The organism is Azorhizobium sp. AG788 (assembly GCF_004364705.1).
GTDB lineage: Bacteria > Pseudomonadota > Alphaproteobacteria > Rhizobiales > Xanthobacteraceae > Azorhizobium > Azorhizobium caulinodans.
The window spans coordinates 353,921-366,238 of record NZ_SOBM01000007.1; the positions used below are offsets into that span (position 1 = coordinate 353,921).

General features: G+C 69.8%; 6 protein-coding genes. 5 read left to right on the top strand and 1 reads right to left on the bottom strand.

The features are described from left to right. The first annotated feature begins 82 nt into the window (after positions 1–82). The 3 genes from DFO45_RS19965 to DFO45_RS19975 all read left to right on the top strand — a co-directional run bounded on the left by DFO45_RS19965 (position 83) and on the right by DFO45_RS19975 (position 1,859). A complete protein-coding gene (locus DFO45_RS19965) occupies positions 83–544 on the top strand; it encodes an Lrp/AsnC ligand binding domain-containing protein (protein ID WP_133866223.1) in 462 nt (153 codons plus the stop codon). 101 nt (positions 545–645) lie between these two features. Beyond that, positions 646–1,116, top strand: a complete 471-nt coding sequence (gene croR, locus DFO45_RS19970) for a 3-hydroxybutyryl-CoA dehydratase (protein WP_012168564.1) — start codon at positions 646–648, stop codon at positions 1,114–1,116. A gap of 125 nt (positions 1,117–1,241) precedes the next feature. Then, positions 1,242–1,859 carry a glutathione S-transferase gene (locus DFO45_RS19975; RefSeq protein ID WP_133866224.1) on the top strand — a complete coding sequence of 206 codons (618 nt, stop codon included), beginning with the start codon at positions 1,242–1,244 and terminating at the stop codon, positions 1,857–1,859. Between the two features lie 49 nt (positions 1,860–1,908). Here the strand turns inward: DFO45_RS19975 and DFO45_RS19980 are convergent, their stop codons facing one another. Then, the gene (locus DFO45_RS19980; RefSeq protein WP_133866225.1) at positions 1,909–3,078 is read right to left on the bottom strand and encodes a polysaccharide biosynthesis/export family protein; all 1,170 of its coding nucleotides are present in this window, start codon (positions 3,076–3,078) and stop codon (positions 1,909–1,911) included. 483 nt (positions 3,079–3,561) lie between these two features. Here DFO45_RS19980 and DFO45_RS19985 point away from each other — a divergent pair, with 483 nt between their 5' ends. Together DFO45_RS19985 and DFO45_RS19990 are read left to right on the top strand one after the other, a co-directional pair. Beyond that, on the top strand, positions 3,562–10,956 hold the full coding sequence (locus DFO45_RS19985) for a type I polyketide synthase (protein ID WP_133866226.1): 7,395 nt from the start codon (positions 3,562–3,564) through the stop codon (positions 10,954–10,956). Further along, on the top strand, positions 10,953–12,317 hold the full coding sequence (locus DFO45_RS19990; protein ID WP_245518189.1) for an aminotransferase class I/II-fold pyridoxal phosphate-dependent enzyme: 1,365 nt from the start codon (positions 10,953–10,955) through the stop codon (positions 12,315–12,317). Before DFO45_RS19985 ends, DFO45_RS19990 begins: the two co-directional genes overlap by 4 nt. The last annotated feature ends 1 nt before the right edge of the window (position 12,318 follow it).

A 12,318-nucleotide genomic window follows, 5' to 3' on the forward strand; every position in this document is an offset into this window, starting at 1 on the left:
TCCACGAACGGCCGTGCTTCGATGGCTCTTTTCGCCATTGTGCCTTATCTTTCACGGAAACACCCTGACGTGACCGTGAAACATGAGCGCGCTGGACCGCACCGACCGAAAAATCCTTCAGATCCTTCAAAAGGATGGCCGCATTTCCGGCGTCGAGCTGGCGGAGCAGGTGGGGCTTTCGCCCACCAGCGCCGGCGAGCGGCTGAAGCGGCTCCAGCGGGACGGCTTCGTCTCGGGTTTCGGCGCACGGCTTGATCCGCAAAAGCTGGGGCTGGGGTTCCTCGTCTTCATCGAGGTGCATCTCGACAAGACAACGCCGGACGCGTTCGAGCGCTTCGCCCGCGCGGTGCGTCTCGCGCCCGAGGTGCTCGAATGCCACATGGTGGCCGGCGGCTTCGATTATCTGCTGAAGGTGCGCCTGCCCGACATGACCGCCTACCGCCGCTTCCTTGGCAACGTCCTGCTGGGATTCCCCGGCGTGCGCGAGACCCGTTCCTACGCGGTGATGGAAGAGGTGAAGAGCGACGCGCCGCTGCCCGTGTGAGGGGCTGTGACGAAAGTCCGGCTTTGAAACGTTGGTCTCCTGCCGCCTAATGCGCGCCCCGGCCCCAAGGCTGCGGCACGAATGTTCAGGAAGGGAGAGACATGTTCCCCGAGCTTCGCCTTCTGTGCTTCGAGGATCTGGCCACCGGCATGACCGAGACCCTCACGAAGACCATCGCCTCCTCCGACGTGGTGGGCTTCGCCGAGGTGACGGGGGATCGCAATCCCATCCATCTGTCCGAGCATTTCGCTGCCCGCACGCCCTTCGGCACCCGCATCGCCCACGGCCTCTACACGGCGAGCCTCATCTCGGCCGTGCTCGGCACCCGCCTGCCGGGGCCCGGCGCGGTCTATATCTCCCAGACCCTGAACTTCCGCGCCCCGGTGAAGATCGGCGACACGGTGGAGGTGAAGGTCGAGGTGGCCGAACTCATCCCCGAGCGGCGCCGCGCCCGTCTCGCCTGCACCTGCCGGGTCGGCGAGGAGGTGGTGCTGGACGGCGAAGCCTGGGTGAAGGTGCCGCCGCGCAGCGAGACCGAGCGCTCGCCCCTGGCTCGCCCTGCTGCCGGCTGACCCAGCCGAAACGTCATCGTGATGCGCGGCCGCGCGCCTTGGTTTCGCGCGGCGCCGAACGGCTGTTGCGGGCGCCGGGCCGATCTGGCACGCAGGCCGGGACCACGACAGACGAGGAGGGCGCCGTGCAGATCTGGGGCCGCGGAAATTCAACCAATGTTCGCAAGGTGCTGTGGTGCGCGGCCGAGCTCGGCCTCGCCTATGAGCACGTCAATGCCGGCGGCGCGTTCGGTCTCGTCAACGAGCCGGCCTATCGCGCCATGAACCCCAACGGTCTTGTGCCCTGCCTGAAGGACGGGGATCTGGTGCTGTGGGAATCGAACGTCATCGTGCGCTATCTCGCCCGCCAATACGGGCAGGAGCCCTTTGCCCCGAAGGATGCGAAGGCCTGGGCCAGCGCCGACAAATGGATGGACTGGGCGTCCCTGTCCTTCGGCGCGCCGTTCCGGGATGTCTTCTGGAACCTGGTCCGCCTGCCGCCCGAGCAGCGGAACATGGCGGAGGTGGCGCGCGGCACCGAGCAGTGCGCCCGGCTTATGACCCTCGCGGACGCGGCTCTTACCGAAACGCCCTATCTCTCCGGCCGCGACCTCGGCATCGGCGACATTCCGCTCGGCTGCATCGCCTATGGCTGGTTTTCCATGCCGATCGAGCGTCCGGAACTGCCGCATCTGGCGGCCTGGTATGCGCGCCTCACCGAGCGGCCGGCGTTCCAGTCGGCCGTCATGACGCCGCTGACCTGAGCCGAGCGGGCCAGAGGCCGGTTGTCCGGCGTCTGGCCCCGGTCAGGGCTCACTTCATCGAGGTGTAGAGAGAGGCGCCCGTGGTGGCCGGCGAGGACACCAGGACGAAGATCTGCATCGCCTTCTGCACGTCGGTGATCGGCGCGTTGGTCACGTAGATCACGTCGCGATTGAAGATCGGGAAGTGCTGGGCCACGAACAGGCTGTTCGTGTCACGCAGGTTCAGGCGATACACCACGGGGGTCAGGCCGCCCGGCACCACCAGCGGGCTGCCGGGACGCAGCTTGCGGGCAATGAACTCGGGCTCGTAGCGAATCACGAACACGCCCGACGGATCGGAGCGATTGTCCTGAAGGCCGCCGGCCTTGACGAGGGCGGTGGCCAGCGTGATGCCCGAGGAGTTGAACGGCACTTCCGCATTCGCGCCCGTCGCGCCATAGGCGAGGAACACCTGCGGGTCGCGCACCACGGTGAGCACGTCGCCGGGCTGCATGTAGACGTTCTCGCGCGGATCGCTGACCACGCGCTCCATCGACACGCGCACCGTGCGGTTGCCGCGCGAGAGCTGGATGAAGGTCTCGTTCACCGGTGCGCGCACGCCGCCGGCGGTGGCGATCACGTCGAGCAGGCGGTCGCCCTTGGCGGTGAGCGGCACGCGGGCACCCTGAACCACTTCGCCGGTCACGGTGACAGTGCTGCTCACGGGCTTGGTCACGGTGACCAGGACCTGCGGTTGGATCGCCTTGCCGGTCAGCGCCTTGACGATCTCGTCCTGGATCGCCTCGGTGGTGCGGCCCGCGGCCTGCACTTCGCCCGCATAGGGAATGGAAATGGTGCCCGAGGGCTTCACCACCTGATCGGGAATGGTGGCGGTCTTGGAGCCGGTGGTGAAGCTGCCGGCCACGACGGGCGCGGAGAACAGGCCGCCGGCGCCGGCTTCCCAGATGTTCACGGCCACAAAGTCGCCGACACCCACGAGAGGCGAACGCGCCGGGCCGGAATGACCGAAGCTGGTATAGAGCGTGTCCTGCGCACGCAGGCGCACCACGTCGAGCACCGCATTGTCGATGTCGACAACTTCATAGCGCTGCGTGTTCTGTTCTACGGACTGGGAGACGACTTCCTGCGCGTTCGGACCCACCTGTGGCAGGGATTCGCAGCCGGAAAGGGACAGGGCCACGGCGGGAAGCAGAAGCGGCCAACCAGATACTTTCCGCATAAACGTTCCGTCTCCAATCCCGACGCCAGATACCATGGCGCACTGCGGCGACCAACCCCGACCGGTCACCGCCCAGCCGATACAGTCTACGCTGTTTCCCTATTGCCACACCTTTGGGCAATGGCAAAAGGTGCGCATCGTTAACGGAAGGTCGTGCCCTCCCGTTGCCCTGGACCCACCGCCTCCGACAGCGCCGCCGGACGCTGGCGCGGGGCAAGTCCACTTCCGGTTACGATCTTGTATGGTATCAAAGTAATGCCTTGAGGGCGCAAATGCCGCTAGGGAAGATTGGGCGCATCCGCCGATAGCCGGGTTGATCGAATCCACAATCTCTGGTTTTCGAGCTAATGTCCCCACAAGGCGTGCGGTGCAAAATGCAGAGCTTGCGGGGTTTCGGCTTCATATTGACCCACCCCCTGACGCCTTGTGATAACGCGAATCGTCCCGTGCGGGGGCGCGAGGGTTCGGTGGCTTTGATGACGGGTGGGCGCATTGCGGTTTAAGGGACCTCTCCGGGAAAACCCGGCTGGCACAACCAGCACCGCAATCATCGGGGCGGCCTGCCGCCTGCCCGGGGCGCCCAACGAGGCAGCCTTCCGCCGGTTGCTGAAGGATGGCGTGTGCGCCGTGCAGCCGGCACCGGTCGGCCGCTGGAGCGTCGAGCGCTTCCTGCATCCGCGCGCCAGCGAGCCCGGCTTCAGCTATTCCTTCGCCGGCGGCTTCCTTGAAGCGCCGTTCGATTTCGACCCCACGGTGTTCGGCATGTCGCCCCGCGAGGCGGCGCAGATGGACCCGCAGCAGCGCCTGCTGCTGGAAGTGGTGTGGGAGGCGCTGGAAGATGCGCGGATCGCGCCCTCCAGCCTCGCCGGCACCGAGGTCGGCGTCTATGTGGGCGCGTCCAGCCTCGATCACGGCAATCTCCTGGCCTCGGACCCGGCGGCCATCGAGAGCCACTTCATGACCGGCAACACCCTCTCGGTGGTGTCGAACCGCATTTCCTACGCCTTCGACTTGCACGGGCCGAGCTTCACGGTGGATACCGCCTGCTCGTCCTCGCTCGTCGCTTTCGCGCAGGCGCTGTCGGACCTGAGGGCCGGGCGCATCGACACGGCGGTGGTCGCCGGCGTCAACATGCTGCTGACACCCGCCTCCTATATCGGCTTCTCCCGCGCCTCCATGCTCTCGCCCACGGGCCTGTGCCGGCCCTTCTCGGCGGCGGGAGACGGCTATGTGCGCTCGGAAGGCGCGGTGGCCTTCGTGCTGCGGCGGTCCGATCTTGCCGCGCCCGGCTCCATCCGCGCGCTGGCGGTGGCGGGCGGCGTCAATTCCGACGGCCGCACCTCGGGCATCGCCTTGCCGGGCGTCGAGGGCCAGCGGGCGCTCTTGGAGCGCCTTTATGGCGAGGCGCGGCTGCGGCCGGACGACATTGCCTTCGTGGAAGCCCACGGCACCGGCACGCGCATCGGCGATCCGGTGGAGGCGACCGCCATCGGGTCCGTGCTCGGCCGGGGGCGCGCGGCGCCGCTGCCCATCGGTTCGGTGAAGTCCAACATCGGCCATCTGGAGCCGGCGTCCGGCGTGGCGGGCATCCTCAAGGCGGTGCAGGCGCTGGAGACGCGCGAGCTGCCGCCCTCGCTGCATCTCGATGAACTGAACCCGCTCATCGATTTCGCGGACCTCAACCTTCTTCCGGCTCGCGAGGCAGTGGCGCTCGACCGCTCTGCGCCGGTGCTTCATGCGGGCGTGTCGTCCTTCGGCTTCGGCGGCACCAACGCGCATATCATTCTTGCGAGCGCGCCTCCGGCTGTGCCCAAGGCCGAGCCGCAGGCGGAGGCGCCGCAGCATCTGGTGATCTCCGCCGCCACGGCCGACGCCCTGCGCGCCGCCGCCGGCGCCTATGCGGATGCACTCTCGAACGGGATCGACCCCGAGCGTCTCGCCGCCGCCGTCGCGGGCGGGCGCGAGACGCAGCGCTACCGTGCTGTCGCCGTGTTGGACGCGGCGGACGTGGTGGCGGCCGGCTTGAAGGAACTGGCCGAGACCGGCACCTCGAAGGCCGTGGCCACGGGCGCCGCCCCGGCCGGCGCGCCCAAGGTGTGCTTCGTCTATTCCGGCAATGGCGCCCAGGCGGTGGGCATGGGCCGCACCGCTTATCTGCGCAACGCCGCCTTCCGCCAGCGCTTCGACGAGATCGACGCCGCCTTCAAGGCCATCGGCGCCGGCGGCGTGAAGGAGGACATGTTCGCCTCCGATCTCGACGCGCGCATTGGTCTGGCGTCAGTGATCCAGCCGCTCATGTTCGCCGTGCAGGCGGCGCTCTCCGCCGCTCTGGTGGCGGAGGGGCTCAAGCCGGACATGGTGCTCGGCCACAGCATCGGCGAGGTGGCGGCGGCGGAAGCGGCCGGTGCCATCGACCTGCTTCAGGCCGCACGCATCATCCACGCCCGCGCCACCAGCCAGGAAGGCGCGCGCGGGCGCGGCCTCATGGCGGTGTTCGCGGCGACGCGCGAGCGCATGGAAACCTTCCTCGACGGCTTCGGCCGCGCGGAACTCGAGATCGCCGCCGACAACGGCCCGGCCTCCATCACCCTCTCCGGCGCGACGGACGCGCTGAAGCGCGCCACCAAGGAGGCGCGCCGCCAGCGCATCGCTAGCCGCACGCTGGACATGGAATATCCCTTCCATTCCCGCTTCCTCGACGACACGGAGACCGCCTTCCGCACCGCCGCCGGCAGCGTCCGCGCGCGGCCGGCGACGACGGCGATGATCTCCACCGTCACCGGCGCGCCTATCGGCGCCGATCTGCTGGGCGAGGATTACTGGTGGCGCAACGTGCGCGCCCCCGTGCTCTTCCGCGACGCCATCGAGGCGGCGGCGGGCATGGGCGCGACGCTGTTCGTGGAAATGGGCCCGCGCCCCATCCTCACCTCGCCCATCACCGAGACGCTGAAGGAAAAGGGCGCGGTGGCCGCCGTCCTGCCGAGCTTCACGGAAGCGGACGACCGCGAGCCGCGCCGCGATCCCGTGCTCTGGGTGGTGGCCAACGCTCGCGCCAATGGCGCCCCGCTGCCGCCCGCGCCTGTGGGCGCGGTGGACCGCACCCTGCCGCTGCCCACCTATCCCTGGCAGCGCACCACCTATCATTTTCAGGGCACCACGGCGGCGCTCGACCTGTTCGGCGGCGCGGCCCCGCGCCATCCGCTGATCGGCGGCCGGCTGGCGGAAGGCATGCCTGAATGGCGCACCTTCCTCGATTATGAGGTGGTGCCTTATCTCGCCGACCATGTGGTGGGTGGCGAGGTGGTGGTGCCCGGCGCCGCCATCGTCGAGATGGTGCTGGCGGTGGCCCGCGAGCTTCGGCCCGAGGGGCCTCTGGGCGTCGAGGACTGCGACATCTTCCAGCCCCTCGTGCTGGCCCCGCAGGCCATGCGCGAGATTTCCGTGCGCTATGCGGCCGCGACCGGTGATGTGGAGCTGTTCAGCCGCCCGCGCTTCGGCGCCGACGAATGGACGCTGCACGCCCGCGGCCGTCTGGTGGACGTGGCCCATGCGCCGCGCACGCCGGCAAAGCCCCGTGGCCGCCTGATCCGCGCAAGCGCCGACGAGATCTACGCCCGCACCGAGGCGTGCGGCCTCGGCTATGGTCCGGCCTTCCGGCTGGCGAAGTCCATCAAGCGGGATGCCAAGACCATCGAGGTGGAGCTGAAGCCGGCGGACGCGGGCACGGGCGCCTTCACCCGCCCCCAGCTGCTGCATCCGGCGAGCCTCGATGCCGCGCTCCACGGCCTGTTCCTGCTCATCGAAATGGAGCCGGGCGTCCGGCGCACCTATCTGCCGATCCGGCTGGGGCGGCTTGCGCTGTTCCGCGACCATCCCGTCGTCACCGCCGCCACCATCACGGTGGACCGGCACACGGACCATTCGCTGAAGGTCCACATCCTGCTCAAGGATGCGGACGGCGCGGTGGTGGCCGAGGTGGAAGACGCGCTGCTGAAATCGGTGGTGCTCTCGCGCACCGATCCCGATGACGGCTTCCTCTATGTGGAACGCCACCGCACCGCCCGCAGCGGCGCCGTTCGCGATGTGGTGGGCGAGGTGCTGGCTGGCGTTAAGGCCGATGCCCCGCCCTCCGACGCCCCGCTCATGCTGCGCGCCGTGCTGCGCGCCGCCGCTCATCGCAGCCTCAGCCGGCTTGCCGATGCGGACGGCTTCATCGACTGGCAGGCGCTGGCCCTCACGGGCCGCCTCGCGGCCCCGGCCCGCGCCTATGCCGCCATGCTGGCCGAGGAACTGATCCTCGCGGAACTGGCGACGGTGGACGGCGAGGGCGTGCGCCTCGTGGCCGAAAGCGGCCTGCCCGAGCCCGCGCGCATCCTGCGCACGCTGGCGGCCGATTATGCCGGCGCATCCGCCGACCTGCTGCTGGCGACCCGCATGGCCGGGGCGCTGGACGAATTCCTCGCCACCGTCACTCCCGTCGCTCACCGCCCCGAGGTGCTGGAGCAATTCGCCGCCCAGAGCGTGCTCCTCAGCTCCGCCGCCGAAGCGCTGGTGCGCGCTGCCGAGGCGGTGGCCAAGGACGAGACGCCGCGCATCCTCATTGCCGAGCCCGATGGGCGGGGCCTCGTGGCGGCCCTGCTGCCGCTCGCCCGGTCCGGTCGCGTCCGGCTCACGGTCGGCGGCCTTGATGCCGCCCGGCTGGAGCGTCTGGAGCGCCGCCTTCCGGCGAGCGTGCCGGTGGAAATGCTGCTGCTGGACGCCGCCGAGGGTACGCCCGCCGGCTTCGATCTCGCGCTCGTCGCCGGCTGGCGGCTCAGCGGAGAGGACAGCGCCACCCTGCTCGGCCGCCTCGCCACGCAGGTGAAGGCGGGCGGCGCGCTTGCCGTCGCCCAGCCCGCGCCGGATGCGGTGGTGGACTTCCTGCTCGGCACGGAGGCGGACTGGTTCGCCCGTTCCGCCGATCCGGCCTTCCCGGTCGGCCGCATGCCGTCCACGGACGAGACCCGCTCCAGCCTTCTCGCCGCCGGCTGCCGCCGGGTGGAGACGGTGGAACTGGCCGATGGCGGCGCGCTTCTCGTTGCGCAGGCGCCGGACGTCGAGGCCGGGGCTGCCACTGGGCGCACCGTGCGTCTCCTTGAGTCCGACGCTAGCCTGCTGGCCAATGCACTCACGGGCGCCTTCGCCGCGCGGGGCGTGGTGCTGGAGAGCGCCGGCGTGGCGGCGAGCCTCGCGCCCAGCGATGCGGACCTCGTGCTGCTGGCGGATGGGGCAGGGGCGAACGACCGTGCCCGCATCGAGGACAGTGTGCTGCGGCTCGCCCGCCTGCTGGCCGATCAGCCGGAAGGGGCGGCGAAGCCCCGCCTGTGGCTGGTGGTGCGGGGCGCGCACACCGCCCCGCTCGATCCCGTGGCCGACGCCCTCTGGGGCTTCGCCCGTGTGGCCACCAATGAGTATGCGGACGTGGACATCCGCCTCGTGGATGTCGCGCCGGGCCTGCCAGAGGCGGAGGCCGCCGCGCGCGTCGCCGGTCTCATCGCCGCGCCGGGCATCGAGCGGGAAGTCCTGTTCGACGCCGAGGGCGCCGAGGTGCTGCGCGTGCGGCGGGGCGTGCCGCAGGCCACCGAAGCTTTGCCGGACGAGGCGGGCCTGACGCTCCACTTCCCCCGTCGCGGCGCGCTCGATCATTTCGCCTGGGTGCAGAAGCCGCGCACGGCGCCGGGCCGCATGGACGTGGAAGTGGAAGTCGAGGCCGCCGGCCTCAATTTCCGCGACGTGATGCTGGCCATGGGCCTGCTGGACGACGACGTGCTCGATGACGGCATGGCGGGCGCGGTGTTCGGCTTTGAATGCGCGGGCCGGGTGGCGCGCGTGGGCGCGGGCGTGACCGATCTCAAGCCCGGCGACGAAGTGGTGGGCTTTGCCAGCAACGCCTTCTCCAGCCATGTGACGGCGCCGCGCCGGGTGTTCATGCCGCTGCCCGCCGGCACCACGGCGGAGAGCGCGGCGAGCATTCCCGTCGCCTTCCTCACCGCCTGGTATGGCCTCGTGGAACTCGCCAAGCTGAAGCGCGGCGAGAGCGTGCTCATCCATGGCGCGGCGGGCGGCGTGGGTCTCGCGGCCATCCAGATCGCCAAGGCGCGGGGCGCCCGCGTCATCGCCACCGTGTCCACGCCCGACAAGAGGGCACTGGTGGAGCTGTTCGGTGCGCAGGAGGTGCATGATTCGCGCTCCCTGGCCTTCGCGGACGCCATCCGCACCGCCCATGGCGGCGTGGATGTGGCGCTGAACAGCCTGAGCGGCGAGGCCATGCGCGCCAGCCTCAAGTGCCTGAAGCCCTTCGGGCGCTTCGTGGAGCTGGGCAAGCGCGACTATGTGGCCAATACCGAGCTGGGCCTGCGCCCCTTCCGCCGCAACCTCACCTATTTCGGCGTCGATCTCGACCAGTTGCTCGCCCATGACCCGAAGCTCGTCGCCAAGGGCCTGAAGGATCTCGCGCGGGGTTTCGATCGCGGCGACTATGCCCCGCTGCCCTATCGCGCCTTCGGGGCTGACGGCATCGGGGAAGCCTTCCGGCTCATGCAGTCGGCCGGGCATGTGGGCAAGATCGTGGTGCGCCCGCCGGCTCCGGCGGACGTTCGTGCGCCCGTCTCCGCACCCGCCGCCTTCGCGCCCGAGGGCGTGCAGCTTGTGGTGGGTGGCGCCGGTGGCTTCGGCCTTGAGACGGCGCTGTGGCTTGCGGATCAGGGCGCGCGGACAATCGTCGTGGCGTCCCGGCGCGGGGCACTGGACGAGACCGACATCGCCCGCGTCGAAGCGCTGCGCCAGCGGGGCGTGACCTTTGCCGTGGAGCAGGTGGACGCGAGCGACCGGGCGTCCGTGGACGCGCTGATCGGGCGGGTGGTGGCCGCCCACGGCCCCATCGGCGGCGTCTATCACACGGCCATGGTGCTTCAGGACGGCCTGATCCGTACCATCGATGCCGACGCCCTCGACCGGGTGCTCGCGCCCAAGGTGGACGGAGCCCGGCATCTCGACGCCGCGACCCGCGGCCAGCCGGTGCGCCAGTTCGTGATGTTCTCCTCCGTCTCGGCACTGATCGGCAATCCGGGGCAGGGTGCCTATGTGGCGGCCAATGCTTATCTGGAAGGCCTTGCCCGCCGCCGCCGCGCCGAAGGCCTGCCCGCGCTCGCGGTGGGCTGGGGGGCCATTGCGGATGCAGGCGTGCTGACCCGCGACCAGTCCACGGCGGAGCAGCTGGAGCGCATCACCGGCATGACCGGCATGGCCTCCGCCGAGGCCCTCGGCCGGCTCGGCCGGCTGCTGGCAGCGGGCGACGCCTTGACCGAACCGGTGGTCTATTGCGCGCGCTGGCAGCGCGCGGGCCTCATGCGCGACCTGCCCATTCTCTCGACACCCGCCTTCGCCGACGTGTTCGCGGAAGAGGGCGGCGCGGGCGAGGCGGTGGAGCTGGATCTGGCGAGCCTGCTCGCCGGCAAGAGCGACACCGAGGCCCAGAAGGTGCTGGGCGAACTCATCGCCGCCCGCATCGCCCGCATCCTGCGCCTCTCCGCCCAGGATGTGGATCTCGACCGGCCCTTCGCCGAAATGGGCATGGATTCGCTGATGGCGCTCGAACTCAGCATGAGCATCGAGCACGAATTCGGGGTCAATCTCCCGCTCGTCGCCATCACTTCGGTTCCCAATGTGCGGGAACTGAGCCGACGCCTGCTGCAATCGCTGCGCGCGCCGCAGGCGGCGGAAGAGATTGACGCCGACGACCGCCGGCTCATCTCCATGCATGGCGGTGACGAGGCCGACTTCTCCGACGTGGGCGAGCGCCTCGCCAGCCGCCGCGACCAAGTGACGAGGGTGATGTGACGAAGAAAGCGGACGCGGGCCGTCTGTCCGACACCGAGCGCAGCGCCTTCCTTTCCTCCATGCGCCGCACCGCCGCGCCCCAGCCGGCGCGCACGGCGGCCGTGGCGGCGCCGGTGCGGGATGTTTCGTTCGAGACGCTGCCGGGCTTCAAGATGCTGAAGACCCAGCGCGCGGCGGCGGACCTGCTGGGCCTCAGCAATCCCTTCTACCAGACCCACGCCACGCGGGCTGGGGCGCAGTCCATCATCGGCAACCGGCCGGTGATCAACTTCGCCTCCTATGACTATCTCGGCCTCAACGGCCATCCCGAGATCACGGCGGCGGTGGCGGAAGCGGCCGCCGAATGGGGCACCAGCGTCTCGGCCAGCCGGCTGACGGCGGGCGAGCGGCCCTTCCACCAGCAGTTCGAGGCGGAGTTGGCCGCCCTGTACGAGACCGAGGACGCGCTCGTCTTCGTCGGTGGCCATGCCACCAATGTCTCGACCATCGCGGCCTTACTGACGCCGAAGGATCTCGTGATCCATGACGCGCTGGCGCACAATTCCATCGTGGTGGGGGCCGAGCTCTCCAAGGCCAACCGCCGCATCTTCCCGCACAACGATCTCGACGCGCTGGAAGCCATTCTCGAGACGGCCCGCGACAAGCACGAACGCTGCCTGATCGTGACCGAGGGCCTCTTCTCCATGGATGGCGACGGGCCGGACCTCGCCCGCCTCGTGGACATCAAGACCCGCTGGGGTGCGTGGCTGATGATGGACGAGGCCCACTCGCTGGGCGTGCTCGGCGCCACGGGGCGCGGCATCTTCGAGCAGCAGGGCGTCGACCCGCGCGGCATCGACATCTGGATGGGCACGCTCTCCAAGACGCTGGTGGGCTGCGGCGGCTATATCGCCGGCTCGTCCGATCTCATCACCTATCTGAAGTTTCAGGCGCCCGGCATGGTCTATTCCGTGGGCCTGCCGGCAACCACCTCCATCGGCTCCATGACCGCGCTGCGCATCATGCGGCGCGAGCCGGAGCGGGTGGCGCGGCTTCAGGCCAACGGCCAGCGCTTCCTGGAGAAGGCCCGCGCGGCCGGGCTCGATACGGGCGACAGCTGGGGCTATGCGGTGAGCCCGGTGGTGCTGGGCGACAGCCTGCGCACGGTGATGCTGGCGGGGCGCCTGCTGGAGCGGGGCATCAACGCCTTCCCCATCATCCCGCCCGGCGTGCCGGAAAAGTCCGCCCGTCTGCGCTTCTTCATCTCCGCCTCCCATACTGCGGAGGACATCGACACGGCGGTCGCGGCCGTCACCGAGGAGATCGCGCGGCTCGATGCGGAGGGCGTCTCCGTCGCCAAGGTCGCGGACCTGATGAAATAGC